Origin of the sequence: Mesorhizobium huakuii, from assembly GCF_014189455.1 — a bacterium.
GTDB classification, from domain to species: Bacteria; Pseudomonadota; Alphaproteobacteria; order Rhizobiales; family Rhizobiaceae; genus Mesorhizobium; species Mesorhizobium huakuii_A.
Map to the genome: position 1 here is coordinate 4,637,450 of NZ_CP050296.1, position 13,509 is coordinate 4,650,958.

Below are 13,509 nucleotides of genomic sequence, written 5' to 3' on the forward strand. Positions count from 1 at the left end.
GACCGTGAATTCCGGACCTTTGCCGTCACAGCGGGGTGACGGTGACCAGTCCCTCGTCCGGCACCGACACCATCCGGTTGCGCAGTGGCTTGCCGAATGTCTGTGCCTGGATTTCATACTCGTCGCCGGAGGCCGTCTTGACGCCGGAGGCGTAGCTCATCACCGCAGCGCCGAAGAAATAGGCGTGCAGGTCGCCGGCCCTGCGGTGCATCGGGTAGCGGAAGTGGAAATGTTCGAGATTGGCGATCGCGTGCGACATGTGCGCTTCGCCCGACAGGAACTCCTGCTCCCAGACAACAGCGCCGTCGCGCAGGATGCGGGAATGACCACGCACTTCGTCCGGCAAATCGCCGATCAGCAGTTCGGGGCCGATCGAGCAGGAGCGAAGCTTGGAATGCGCGAGGTAGAGGTAGTTCTCGCCCTCCGTCACATGGTCGGAATATTCGTTTCCGAGCGCATAGCCGATGCGATAGGGATGGCCGTCCGGCCCATTGAGATAAAGCCCGACGATCTCGGCCTCCTCTGCCCCGGCTTTCGCGAATGCCGGCATCGGCAGCTCAGCACCTGGCGGCACGACGCAGGTGCCGACGCCCTTGAAGAACCACTCCGGCTGGACGCCGATCTTGCCAGCGCCAGGCTTGCCGCCCTCCAGCCCCATGCGGAAGATTTTCAGGGAATCGGATTCGTCGGCACCTTCGCCATGGGTCAGAACATGCATCTGGTTGCGTGCGGCAGCACTTCCGGTGTGGGTCAGGCCGGTTCCGGTGACCAGAAAGCGCGCCGGCTCCGGATGGTCGACAGGAGCGAGCACACGGCCATCGCGCAGCAGCGCGTCATAGTCGACTGTCGCGGTGCCGGTCCGCTTTTCGACCAGCGATGCAATGGAAGTGCCCTCGGCAATTGCCGCTTCGGCGAGTTCCAGTACGCTGCCGGTCTCGTCGAGCGGATGCAGGTGGTTGCCGTCATCGGAGACGCGGCCGACCCGCCTGCTGCCATCCGGCATTCTGTACTGAACAAGACGCATGAAATACCCTTCTTCCCTTGGGGCCGTATGGGTCACACCCAGCCCGCATCGACAATAAACTGCTGGCTCGTGCACATCAGGCTGTCGTCGGCGGCGAGGAACAGCGCCATGCGCGCGATGTCGGAGGGCTGCAGCCGGTCGGGCAGGCACTGCCTTTCCGCGATCTGGCGCTCGCCGGCCGGGTTCAGCCACAGCCGCACCTGGCGCTCGGTCATCACCCAGCCCGGCACCATGCAGTTGACGCGGATGCGCTCGGGGCCGAGTTCGCGGGCCAGTGCCCGCGTCATGCCGTAGACGGCCGCCTTGGCGGTGACATAGGCCGGGCAATCGGGATCGCCGACCATCCAGGTGATGGAGCCGAAATTGATGATCGAGCCGCCGCCCAGCGAGCTCATCTGCGGGCGCACCGCCTGGGCTGCAAAGAACTGATGGCGCAAATTGACCGCCATGCGGTCGTCCCAGTAGGCGACCGTTACATCCTTGGTCTGGTGGCGATCATCATTGCCGGCATTGTTGCACAGCACCTGGATCGGGCCGTTGTGCTGCGCTGCTTGCGCGGTAGCCGCCTGTAGCTGCTCGACATCGCGCAGGTCGCAAGGAATGAAGAGCGGCGCGTTATGTCCTTCGGCAGTGATTGCATCGACGAGCCGCCGGGATGGTTCCTCGGCCAGATCGACGAAGGCGACGCGGCTGCCTTGCGCGCAGAAATGCCGCACCAGGCTTTCGCCGATGCCGCTGCCGCCGCCGGTGATGAAGACGCTGCGGCCTTTGAGGCTCGGGTAGGTCGCGTAACTGCCGATCTGATCCGTCATCGCGCGCCTCTCCTAATGGGAATGCCGGGGAATGCCGGCATCGCGCCGGCCGACGAGGAAGTCGAAATCGCAGCCTTTGTCGGCCTGCAGCACGCGCTCGACATAGAGGCTCTGGTAACCGCCTTCGGGCGGCGCCGGCGGCTTCCAGTCACGGCGACGGATCGCCAGTTCCTCGTCCGACACCAGCAGTTCCAGCCGCCTGCCGGCGACATCGAGTTCGATGAGATCGCCATCGCGCACCAGTGCCAGTGCGCCGCCTGCCGCGGCCTCCGGCGCCACATGCAGCACCACGGTGCCATAGGCGGTACCGCTCATGCGCGCGTCCGAAATGCGCACCATGTCGGAGACGCCTTGCTTGAGCAGCTTGGCCGGCAGCGGCATGTTGCCGACCTCGGCCATGCCGGGATAGCCGCGCGGTCCACAGTTCTTCAGCACCATCACCGAGGAGGCGTCGATATCCAGCTCCGGATCGTCGATGCGGGCGTAGTAATGCTCGATGTTCTCGAAGACGACGGCCTTGCCGCGATGCTGCATCAGTTCGGGCGTCGCCGCCGACGGCTTGATGACGGCGCCGTTGGGCGCCAGATTGCCGCGCAGGATCGAGATGCCGCCTTGCTCGGTCAGCGGCTCGCTCAGCGGCCGGATGACTTCGCGGTTATAGTTGGGCGCACCGTCGATCAACTCCCCGATCGTCTTGTCACTGACGGTCATGACGTCGCGATGAAGAAGCCCCACTTCATCAAGCGACGCCATGACCGCAGCTAGCCCCCCGGCATAGTAGAAATCTTCCATCAGGAATCGGCCCGACGGCATCAGATCGACAATGGTCGGCACGTCACGGCCGAGGCGGTCCCAGTCCTCGAGGCTGAGATCGACGCCGACCCGGTTGGCGATGGCAATCAGATGCAGCACCGCATTGGTCGAGCCGCCGATCGCGCCATTGACGCGAATGGCGTTCTCGAACGCCTGCCTGGTGAGGATCTGCGCGATCGTCACGTCGCGGCGGACGAGCTCGACGATCTGGCGTCCGGCCATCTGGGCGAGCACGCCCCGGCGCGAATCCACCGCCGGGATCGCGGCGTTGTCCGGCATGCCGATGCCGAGTGCTTCCACCATGCTGGCCATGGTCGAGGCCGTGCCCATCGTCATGCAACTGCCGGCCGACCGGCTCTGGCCCTGTTCTGCGGCAAGGAAGTCGGCGACCGGCATGCGGCCGGCCTTCACCTCTTCGGCGAATTTCCAGACATGGGTGCCCGAGCCGATATCCTGCCCGCGGAATTTACCGTTGAGCATCGGCCCGCCGGAGACGGTGATGGTCGGCAGGTTGCACGAGGCAGCCCCCATCAACAGCGCCGGCGTGGTCTTGTCGCAGCCGACCAGCAGGATGACGCCGTCGATCGGATTGCCGCGAATGGATTCTTCGACATCCATGCTGACCAGATTGCGAAACAGCATGGCGGTCGGGCGCATGTTGCTCTCGCCCAGCGACATCACTGGAAACTCCAGCGGCAGGCCGCCGGCCTCATAGACGCCGCGCTTGACGTGATCGGCGAGCAACCGCAAATGGGCATTGCATGGCGTCAGTTCCGACCAGGTGTTGCAGATGCCGATCACCGGGCGACCGTCGAAGGCGTCGGCCGGGATGCCCTGGTTCTTCATCCAGCTGCGGTGCATGAAGGCGTTCTTGCCTTCACCGCCGAACCAGGCTTCGGACCGCAGTTTGCGTCTGGTCTCGGTCACGATGTCTGTTCCCGATCCTGGCGGCGCTCGTTGCGGTTCTCGACGCTGCGACGCACGTCGTCCTCGGCGTTGTCGATGAGCACCAGCAGTGCTTTTTGTGCGCCAGCGGCGTCGCCGGCGGCGATCTTCTCGGCCACCTCGCGATGCAGTGGCAAGGAGTGGCGCTGGCCTTCCGGATTGTCGTTGGAGAGGCGAAAGCTCATCACCAGTGCGGTTTCGACCAGTGCCGCCAGCGAGCCGATCAGCTCGTTGCCGGTCATGCGCAGGATGGTCTGGTGGAACACCAGATCGGGCTTGGCGAAGCGGTCGCCGTCATCGCTCACCGCTTCCATTTCGGCGAGTGCCGCATGGATATCGGCGATCTGTGCAGGTGTGGCGCGCTGAGCGGCAAGTGCTGCCGACATCGGCTCGATGGCACGGCGCAGTTCGAAGAGCGCGCGGACATCGTCGGCGCTGACACCGCGGGCGTAGCGCCACGACAGCACGTCCGGATCGAGGAAATTCCAGTCGGCGCGCGGACGGACGCGTGTGCCGGTCTTCGGCCGCGATTCGACCAGCCCCTTGCCGGCCAGCACCTTGATCGCCTCGCGCAGCACCGTGCGGCTGACCCCCAGCATCTCGCTGGAATCGTCGGCATTGGGCAGGGCCTCGCCGGGCAGGAAGTCACCCTGCACGATGCGCAGGCCGATCTGCTCGACGACCGTTGCGTGCAGTGCGGTGGAGCCACTGGAAACGGCCACGGCAACCCGTGACGTCCGTGCCGTGATGAAAGATTTCTTATTCTTCATACTATTCATATGATATGTCTTATAGCCGTGGCGATTGGAGTCAAGGGACGGGGGAGCGCCGATGACAAAGAATTTTGCTGCCGTTGCCGCGCAGCACACGCAGCTGATTTCGATCAGCGACGGCATTGCGACTGTCGACATTGCGCCGGCCGCCGGCGGAGCGCTGGCGTCCTATCGATGGTGGCACAATGGCGCTGCCGTGGATTGGCTGCGCCCGGCGGATCCGGCGGCGATCAGCGGGCGCGATGCCGGCGCCATGGCATGCTTCCCGCTCGTTCCCTATTCCAATCGCATAAGGGGCGGCTGCTTCGAGTTCGCCGGGCGCACCATCCAGCTTCCGACGACTGCCGACGATCCGCATCATGAGCATGGTCATGGCTGGCGCCGGCCCTGGACGGTCGTGAGGCATGAAGCCAGCACGATCGTCCTGCGCTATCGCCACACCGCCGATTCCTGGCCATGGAGCTACGAGGCCGAGCAAGAGATCACGTTGGCCGATGGCAGGCTCTGCATCACTATTGTAGTGCGCAACCTGTCGGACGCGCCGATGCCGGCTGGCTTCGGCCTCCATCCCTATTTCCCGTCGACACCATGGACGCATGTGCAGGCGTCGGTGTCAGGCATGTGGGAAAACGATGCGGAGGTCCTGCCCGTCAGGCATGTCCTGCCGCCTGTAGGAGCCGACCCGTCCATCGGTTTTGACGTATCGGAAGTGGATTTCGACACGGTTTTCACCCGATGGGAACGCCGCGCTCGGATCTCCTGGCCCGAACACGGACGTCAGCTGGACATCGAGGCCGAAGCACCGCTCGATTTCCTCGTCCTCTACACGCCGCCAGGCGAGCCGTTCTTTTGCGCCGAGCCGGTCAGCAACATCACGGATGCCTTCAACCACACGGGCGGCCGCATCGACACCGGTTGCATCGTACTGGCGCCCGGTCTGATGCGATCCGCCAGTGTTCGGTTTACGCCGTCACTGGCTGTTTGATCCCTCGCTATCGGTTGCCCGAAGCGAGGCCGGCTCAGAACGGATAGTGCTGGCCGGGATCCTCGATCGTCACCCAGCGCAGATCGGTGAATTCGGCGATCGAGGCCTTGCCGCCGAAACGGCCATAGCCCGAGCCCTTGACGCCGCCGAAAGGCATCTGTGCCTCGTCGCCGACGGTCGGGCCGTTGATGTGGCAGATGCCGGCTTCGATGCGCGCGGCAACCGCCATGGCTCGCTTGATGTCACGGCTGAACACGGCTGACGACAGGCCGTATTCGGTATCGTTGGCGACACGTATGGCTTCGTCCTCACCCTTCACGCGGATCACCGGCTTGACCGGTCCGAAGGATTCTTCTGCGTAGACGCGCATGGCCGGCGTGACATGGTCGAGCAGCGTTGCCTCGACAACGGTCCCCGTCCGCTTGCCGCCAGCGACAAGCTTGGCGCCCTTCGCAACGGCGTCGGCAACGAGCTCCTCCATCTTGTCGGCGGCCTGGCTGCTGATCAGCGAGCCCAGCACGACATGGCCGCGCGGATCGCCGGCCGGCAGCTGCGAGGCGCGGGCGGCCAGCTTGGAAACGAAATCGTCGGCGACTTTCTCGTCGACGATCAGCCGCTCGGTCGACATGCAGATCTGCCCCTGATGCATGAAGGCGCCGAAGGTGGCGGCATTGACCGCCGCATCGATGTCGGCATCGTCCAGCACCAGCAGCGGCGCCTTGCCGCCGAGCTCGAGCAGCGCCGGCTTCAGATGCCGGCCGGCAAGCTCGGCGATGATGCGGCCGACCTTGGTCGAGCCGGTGAAGTTGACGCGCTTGACCGCAGGGTGGGCTACCAGCGCTTCGACAATCCCGGCGGCATCCTTGGGATCATTGGTGACGACATTGATGACGCCCTTGGGCAGGCCGGCCTCGACCAGCACCTGGCCGATCAGCCGGTGCGTGCCCGGGCACATTTCCGAAGCCTTCAGCACCACCGTGTTGCCGCAAGCGATCGGCATGGCGATGGCGCGGGTGCCGAGAATGACCGGCGCGTTCCACGGCGCGATGCCGAGGCAGACACCGGCCGGCTGGCGGATCGCCATGGCCAGCGTGCCCGGCTTGTCGGAGGGGATGATCTCACCCGAAATCTGCGTCGTCATCGCCGCTGCCTCGCGCAACATGTTGGCCGCCAGCATGACGTTGAAGCCGGCCCAGGGACCGGTGGCACCGGTCTCTTCCATCATCAGCTTGGTGAACTCGCCGACCTTGGAGGCCATCACGTCAGCTGCTTTGGATAGCAGAGCGCGGCGCTCGCCAGGTCCGGTCTTCGACCAGGTCTTGAAGGCGGCTGCGGCGGCTTCGACGGCGGCGTTGGCGTCGGCGACGCTGGCCGCCGCGGCGCGCGTTGCCAGTTTGCCAGTGAACGGGTCCATGCGCTCATAGGAGGCTGCGCCGGACGCATCCCTTTTGTCGCCGTCGATCAGAAGTCCGATATCCATGATTGTCTCCCTCGCTCCATCAGGAGCGCCTCATTGAATTAGAAGCCGAGCACTTCGGCATTGATCGATGCTTCGAGGCCGCCGTCGACCGGCACGTTGGCGCCATTGACCCAGCGTGCGCCGTCCGAACACAGGAACAGCACGACAGGTGCGATGTCGCCCGACGTGCCGGCGCGGCCGACCCTGCCAATGTCGCTGTCGACGCGGGCGTCACCCAGCACGGTCCGGAACTGTTTCAGGATCGGCGTCTCGACAGGTCCGGGGCTCACCGCATTGACGCGGATGCCACGGCTCTTGAACAGGTCCTGATGCGCGGCACGAAAGGTCCACAACAGCAACAGTTCCTTGGAGACGGGATAGCCTTCCTCGTTCTTGACCGCATGGTCTTCGACCACCTTGGCGACATCCGGAAAACCCTCGATGCCGACCATCGAGGCGGCGCGGTTGAGATTGGCGCGCCAGCCATAGCCGGCGATCGAGGCGACGTTGACGATGGCGCCGCCCTCGCGAAGCCTTGGCGCGAGGCCTTCCGAAAGCGCCCTGAGGCCAAAGAAATTGACAGCCAGCGTCGCTGCCGCACCGGTGTTGCCGGAGAGGCCGGCGACGTTGCAGAGCGCATCGATGCGCTGCGGCAAGCGCGCGATGAGGTCATCGACACCGGCCTTCGACGAGATGTCGGCCTTGACGAAACTGCCGACCGGTGCGGCCGGCTCACGCACATCGACACCGATGAAATCAGCGCCAAGCTGGCCGGCGAGTTCCGCCGTGCGGGCGCCGATGCCTGAGGCGACACCGGTGATGAGGATCGTCTTGCCGAAAAGCATGGTCATGCCTTCTCCTGATCAAGTGTGGTTCGCTCCAGCGAGGGTGCAGTTCCTTCATCGGCTGGAGCATTCCCCGGAAGCCTGACACGGTAGCCGACCGGCAGCAGGCGCAGCCCAAAACGCTCCTCGATCGTTCCCCACAGGCCGCGCGGCAGGAAAAGCGAGAACAGCACCGCGGTCGCGCCAAGGCCGACCAGGTACCAGACGCCGGTGCCGCCGAACCAGGTCTCGATGAGGAAGAACACCAGCGCACCGAGAATGGCGCCCTCGAACGTGCCGATGCCGCCGACCAGCACCATGAAGATCATGTAGGCGGTCCACTGCACGTTGAAATAGGTTTTCGGCTGGAAGGTGATGGAGGTCGCCAGCCATAGCGCGCCGGCAATGCCGATGCCGAAGGCGGCAAGCACGAACAAAAGCCGCTTGGTTCCGGTGACGCGCACGCCGACCGAGGCTGCCGCATCCTCATTGTCGCGGATGGCGCGGATCGCCGCACCGGTGCTGCCGCGCAGCAGGCCGAACAGGATGGCGAGCAGCGCGGTCATCGACGCCAGCGCCAGCCAGTAGATAACGGCCCGCCTGGTGCCGGCATCGTAGACGTTGAGCGAGATCAGCGACGTGCCGGTTTCGCCTTGCACCAGCCGGTCGAGATTGACCAGGAGATGCGTCAGCGCCGCGATCACCCACATGCCGATGGCGAACTCGCCGTTCCTCAGCCGCAGCATGAACAGCGACAGTGGCCAGGAGACCAAGCCGACAATGACAGCCGAAACAAAAAGCGAGGCGAAGGGGTTGAGCCCGGCATCGGCCAGCCGGATGGCGAAATAGGCGCCGAGCCCGAAGAACACCTGCTGGCCGACCGAGACCAGCCCGCCGAAGCCGGCAAGAGCGTTCCACATCGCCGCCAGGATCACATAGATGAACAGCGCGGTCATGCGGTCGACGGCGCCAGCCGAGAGGAATTGCGGCGCAATGGCAAGCAGCGCGATGATGACAGCAACAGCCACCGCCGCGATCCGCGATGTCGCCGTACCGCGCTCGATGACCGGTGAGGACGAAACGGTGCTCGTGACGCGCTCCGCGAAGGCAGACGCAACAGGCCGCGCAGCCCGAGGCCGGATGTCGACAACCGCACGAACAGCACGACGAGGAACACCGCATGGCCGCCAATCAGAAATCCCTGCGGATGCACCTGCGCGCCAAGCGTCTGCGCAAGCGCCAGCACGATGCCGCCGATCAGCGTTCCCCACAGTGAGCCGGCGCCACCGATCACCGCCGCCTCGAAAGCAAACAGCAATTGCGGCGCGCCGGCATAGGGGTCGAAGGTGGCGCGCATGCCGAGGAAGGCGCCGGAAAGGCCAACCGTGACCATGGCAATGGCCGCCGCAATGGCATTGGCGCGGCGTGCATCGACGCCGACCAAGCCGGCCGTATCAGGGTCTTCCGAAGTGGCGCGGATCGCGCGGCCAAGCCTGGTGCGGGTCAGGAAAAGCTGCAGCCCGCCCAGCAGGATCACGGCGGTGGCAAACATGATCACGGCAAGCTTGCCGACATAGATGCTGCCTGGCCACTCCCAGGAATCATAGGACAGGCTGCCGATATAGGGCGCCAGCGAACGGGTATCGGCGCCGAACTGTTCGAACAGCATGTTGTCGATGACGATCGCCAGGCCGAACGTGGTCAGGATCGGCAACAGCGCCCCGCCGCGCGCGCTGCGCTCGAGCAGGAAGCGCTGCAGCGCCCAGCCGATCGCCGCCATCAAAGGCAACACGATGAGCAGGCCGACAAAGGGCGAGATATGGAACCGCGAGGCCAGCCACCACAGCGCAAAGGCAGCGAACACGGCGAGGCTGCCATGGGCGAGGTTGATGATGCGCATCACCGAAAACATGAACGACAGGCCGCAGGCGATCAGCGCATAGTAGCCGCCGAGAAGAATGCCCTGGATGATCTGATTGCTCATGCCAGAACGCTCCCGGGGCTTTTCCGGTGCAGGCCGAAATAGGCCTTCGTCACATCGTCGCGCGACACCGCCTTGCTCGGCCCTTCGAGCGCAACACGCCCCTCGAGCATGCAGATCACCCGGTCGGAGACCGCGAGCGCGCGGTTGAGGTCCTGTTCGACGAGGATGATGGTCGTGCCGGAAGCGATCAGCCCCTGAAGGGCCGCATAGACGCGATCGACGATCAGTGGCGACAGGCCGAGCGAAACCTCGTCGAGCAAAAGCACGTCCGGATTGCTCATCAGCGCGCGGCCGATCGCCGTCGCCTGCTGCTCGCCACCCGAGAGATGGCCCGTCCTGGCGTGGCGGCGCGGCTTCAGGTTCGGAAACATCTCCAGCACCTTGTCGACGCTCCAGTCGCCCGGCCGGCCGGCGGTCTTGCCGAGCAGCAGGTTCTCCTCGACCGTCATCTGCACGAACAGCTTTCGCCCCTCCGGGACCAGCGCGATGCCCATGCCGACGCGCCTGTGCGACGGCACGCTGGTGAGGTCGGCGCCGTCGAGCAGCACGCGGCCGGCGGCCGGCTGATGCGCGCCGGCGATTGCCCTGAGCAGCGTCGTCTTGCCGGCGCCATTGGCGCCGACCAGCGCCAGCGTCTCGCCGCGTTCGACAGAGAAGCTAACGCCACGAACCGCCTGTAAGAGGCCGTGGCGGACAACCAGATTCTCGACCGACAGCAGGCTCATTTCGGGCCTCCGCCGAGATAGGCGCGCACGACCTCGGGATCGGCCATCACCGCTTGCGGCTCGCCGTCGGCGATGATTTTTCCCGCATCCATGCAGATCAGCCGCTCGGCCACCTGCAGCAGGATGTGGACGATGTGCTCGATCCAGACGATGCCGATCTTACGCCGGCGCAACTCCTTGATCGTGTCGACAAGCTCACTGGCTTCGCCGTCGGTCAGGCCGCCGCCGATCTCGTCCAGAAGCAGCAGCGTCGGTCGCGCGGCAAGCGCCCGCGCCAGTTCCAGCCGCTTGCGGTCGAGCAGGCCGAGCGTTTCGGCGCGGCGGTTGGCGACGCCCAGCATGCCGCACAGTTTCAGCGAGCCGAGCGCCTCCTCATAGGCCTCGTCGCGGCCAAGCCCTGCGCCATGCGAAGCGGCGACGAAGACATTCTCGAAAGTGGTCATGCCGCTGAATGGTTTGGGCACCTGGTGCGCGCGCACCAGGCCAAGCCGGCAGCGCTGCGTCGCCGGCAGGGACGTCACGTCGCCGCCTTTGAAGCTGACCGTCCCTGCACTCGGCGGAAAGGCGCCCGAAAGCACGCTGAGCAGCGTGGTCTTGCCGGCGCCGTTGGGGCCGACAATGCCGACCGCCTCGTCGGCTGCCATGGTGAAGTCGACCGCATCCAACACCACAAGCGCGCCGAAGCGTTTGTGGATGCCGGCGGCGGTGAGAACAGCCTGTTGCTGCGGATGGGTCACCAGGCGGCCCTCGTCAGCGGTCCATCAGCCGTTGTAAGGCAGAAGCTTGGCTTCGACCGGCACCTTCGGGTCGGTGGCGTTCTCGGTCACCACATAGTCGAGCGGGAATTTGCTGCCTTCCTTGGCGGCCACCCACTGCGTGCCGATGATCGGGCCGGGCGAGACATTGGCGACCGGTCCGCTGGTGAAGTCGACCTTGCCGATCATCGTCTCGGTCTTGAGCGTGCTCAGCGCCTTGGCCACCGCCGCCTTGTCCTTGGCGTTGGTGCTGGCCTTCAGCGCTTCGAAGCCGGCGTCGAGCAGCGACATCGAGGCGCCGAGCTGCTGCGTCCACTGCTTGCCGCTCGCCGCCTCGTAGCCGTCGGCGAGTTCGGTGCCCGAAACACCGGTCAGCGGCGACTTGTAGGGGAAGGCCTTGTGCCAGTAGGCGGCGCTGGAAATCTTCATGCCGAGATCGCCGAGCGCCTCGATGTCGGACGGGAACAGCCCGGTCTTGGCGACCTGGCAGATCTTGATCTGCTTGATCAGCCCTTGCTGCGCCGCCTGGCGCCAGAAGGCGGCGAAGTCAGGCGGGATCGGGAAGGAGTTGAAGATCTCGACGCCTTCCTGCTTGAACAGCGCGATCTGCGAGGAATAGTCGGTGGTGCCGGTTTCATAGGCGCCGGGATCGACAATGGTAAAACCTTGCTTGGCCAGCAGTGGCGCCAGATTGGCGCGGATGGCGTTGCCGTCGGCATCGTTGGGATACATGACGCCGACCTTCTTGTTGGTCTCCATCAGGTTCCATTGCGAGATGTAGGTCTTGAAGAACTCGCCGACGCCGAAGCCGAAATGATAGGTCCATTTGAACGGCGAGGGCGCGCCGGGCTTGGCACCACGGCCGAAATACCATGCTTCCCACGGCATGACGGTCGACAGGCACGGCACGCCGGCGGCCTCGCAGGCATCGGCCACCGGATTGATCACTTCGGGCGTCGACACCGCCAGCATCAGGTCGATGGCCTGGTTGTTGATCAGGTCCTTGGCGAGCTGGCCGGCGCGGGAGGGATCCGATTGCGTATCCTGATCGAGGATTTCCACACTGTATTTCTTGCCGCCGATCTCAAGGCCGCCGGCCAGCGCCTTGCGGGCAAGATCGAGCACATAGCCGTCGGTCTGGCCGAAGCCGGCCAGCGGCCCGGTGCGCGGACTGACGAAACCGACCTTGAGCGTGTCGCCTGCCTGCGCGAAGGCGCTCTTGCCGCCCAGCGCGAGCGCGGCGCCGCCGGCAATCGAGGTGGCAATGAACTGGCGCCGAGACACGCCACGAATACTGGATCTGCTACCGCTAGCGTAGGTCATGCATTCCTCCCTCTGTGGTCCTCCATCGGTACAGTGCACCAGTGGTTTGGTTCGGTAAAATGATATTTTGCGGTGTTTCATTAACCCCAGGGTTAGGAGATTTCCGATGAAGACGGCGCCCGGCTCGACCAGCCCAATGCCTCACTTGCCCGGTCTGGCCGCTTCGCGAATGGTTTGCAGCAGGATGGTGAAGGCCGGCGAGGGCGCCGTGTCGGTGCGCATCGTCAGGCCAACCGGTCCTTTGGTCTCCTCGGTGTCGACCGGCAAAGCGACGAAGGTGCCGTTGGCGAGCTCGTTGGCCACCACGCCGGCCGAAATGATCCACACCGCATTGCTTTGCCGCATGAAGGAACGCCCGAAGGAATCCGAGACCGTCTCGATCTCGGTGGCCGGTGCGGTCATGCCGTTGGTGATGAACAGGCGATCGACGAAGGGACGGATGACGGATTCCCGGGTCGGCATCAGCACCGGGAATTCGTCGAGCCTCGCGAAGATGTCCGCCCCCGGTTCCAGCAGCGGATGTCCGGCCCGCACCACGAACAGCACCTGTTCGGAATAGAGGTGCTCGAAGAAGAAGCCGGTCATGTTTTCTGGCGCCGCCAGTCGGCCGACGACGAGATCGAGCGCGCCGATGCGCAATTGTTCGAGCAGCACGGCATTCTCGCCGGTGACGATCTTGATCGCCGCCCCGGTGTTTTCCCTGAGGAACAGGCTCATGGCCTGTGGCATGACCTTCGCCGACACTGTCGGCAGCGCGCCGATGCGGATCGGATGGCGGTTGATGGCGCCGTCCTGGCGCACGGAATCGACGCCGCGTTTCAACGCTGTAATCGCCGAGCCGGCATGGCCGAGGAAGATCTCGCCAAGCCTTGTGACGCGGATGCCGCGGCCGTCACGCTCGACGACGGCGACACCGAGCGCCTCCTCCAGCTCACGCAGCGTCTTGGTCACCGCCGGCGCGCTGACATGCAGGAAATCGGCGGCGCGGGCCACGCTGCCTTGCCGCGCGACCTCCAGGAAGGCCTGCAGATGACGGAACCGGATGCGGCTCTCGACCATAATTTGATAACCCCGGAGTTAATGAAGT

At 65.0% G+C, this 13,509-nt stretch carries 12 protein-coding genes and 1 pseudogene; 1 reads left to right on the forward strand and 12 read right to left on the reverse strand.

The features are described 5' to 3' along the window. Positions 1-25: 25 nt before the first annotated feature. The 4 genes from araD1 to HB778_RS22385 are packed head-to-tail and all read right to left on the reverse strand — an operon-like array spanning position 26 to position 4,316. Positions 26-1,024: an AraD1 family protein gene (araD1, locus tag HB778_RS22370; RefSeq protein WP_183457026.1), complete on the reverse strand. Its 999-nt coding sequence runs from the start codon at positions 1,022-1,024 to the stop codon at positions 26-28. Positions 1,025-1,056: 32 nt separating this feature from the next. After that, complete coding sequence (locus HB778_RS22375; protein WP_183457028.1) at positions 1,057-1,836, reverse strand: SDR family NAD(P)-dependent oxidoreductase; 780 nt, start codon at positions 1,834-1,836, stop codon at positions 1,057-1,059. Positions 1,837-1,848: 12 nt separating this feature from the next. Beyond that, a complete protein-coding gene (locus HB778_RS22380) occupies positions 1,849-3,576 on the reverse strand; it encodes an IlvD/Edd family dehydratase (protein ID WP_183457030.1) in 1,728 nt (575 codons plus the stop codon). After that, entirely contained in the window at positions 3,573-4,316 is a 744-nt protein-coding gene (locus tag HB778_RS22385) for a FadR/GntR family transcriptional regulator (protein WP_244661570.1), read from the reverse strand. Before HB778_RS22385 ends, HB778_RS22380 begins: the two co-directional genes overlap by 4 nt. A 109-nt stretch (positions 4,317-4,425) precedes the next feature. Here HB778_RS22385 and HB778_RS22390 point away from each other — a divergent pair, with 109 nt between their 5' ends. Continuing rightward, on the forward strand, positions 4,426-5,352 hold the full coding sequence (locus tag HB778_RS22390; RefSeq protein ID WP_183457034.1) for an aldose 1-epimerase: 927 nt from the start codon (positions 4,426-4,428) through the stop codon (positions 5,350-5,352). 34 nt (positions 5,353-5,386) lie between these two features. Here HB778_RS22390 and HB778_RS22395 read toward each other — a convergent pair whose 3' ends face one another. The 8 genes and pseudogenes from HB778_RS22395 to pcaQ form a co-directional block, all read right to left on the reverse strand. Further along, positions 5,387-6,832: an aldehyde dehydrogenase gene (locus tag HB778_RS22395; RefSeq protein WP_183457035.1), complete on the reverse strand. Its 1,446-nt coding sequence runs from the start codon at positions 6,830-6,832 to the stop codon at positions 5,387-5,389. 38 nt (positions 6,833-6,870) lie between these two features. Continuing rightward, a complete protein-coding gene (locus tag HB778_RS22400) occupies positions 6,871-7,656 on the reverse strand; it encodes a coniferyl-alcohol dehydrogenase (RefSeq protein WP_183465189.1) in 786 nt (261 codons plus the stop codon). Between the two features lie 2 nt (positions 7,657-7,658). Then, positions 7,659-8,663, reverse strand: coding sequence for a branched-chain amino acid ABC transporter permease (locus tag HB778_RS22405; protein WP_244661571.1), 1,005 nt, complete (start codon positions 8,661-8,663; stop codon positions 7,659-7,661). 74 nt (positions 8,664-8,737) lie between these two features. Next, positions 8,738-9,619: pseudogene (locus HB778_RS22410) on the reverse strand (branched-chain amino acid ABC transporter permease); the annotation flags it as partial. Further along, positions 9,616-10,344, reverse strand: a complete 729-nt coding sequence (locus tag HB778_RS22415; protein WP_183457036.1) for an ABC transporter ATP-binding protein — start codon at positions 10,342-10,344, stop codon at positions 9,616-9,618. The pseudogene HB778_RS22410 and the gene HB778_RS22415, both read right to left, overlap by 4 nt. Next, on the reverse strand, positions 10,341-10,988 hold the full coding sequence (locus tag HB778_RS22420) for an ABC transporter ATP-binding protein (protein ID WP_244661996.1): 648 nt from the start codon (positions 10,986-10,988) through the stop codon (positions 10,341-10,343). Before HB778_RS22420 ends, HB778_RS22415 begins: the two co-directional genes overlap by 4 nt. Positions 10,989-11,105: 117 nt before the next feature. After that, positions 11,106-12,422, reverse strand: coding sequence for an ABC transporter substrate-binding protein (locus tag HB778_RS22425; RefSeq protein ID WP_183457037.1), 1,317 nt, complete (start codon positions 12,420-12,422; stop codon positions 11,106-11,108). A gap of 141 nt (positions 12,423-12,563) precedes the next feature. Beyond that, complete coding sequence (pcaQ, locus tag HB778_RS22430) at positions 12,564-13,481, reverse strand: pca operon transcription factor PcaQ (RefSeq protein WP_183457038.1); 918 nt, start codon at positions 13,479-13,481, stop codon at positions 12,564-12,566. Positions 13,482-13,509: the final 28 nt, after the last annotated feature.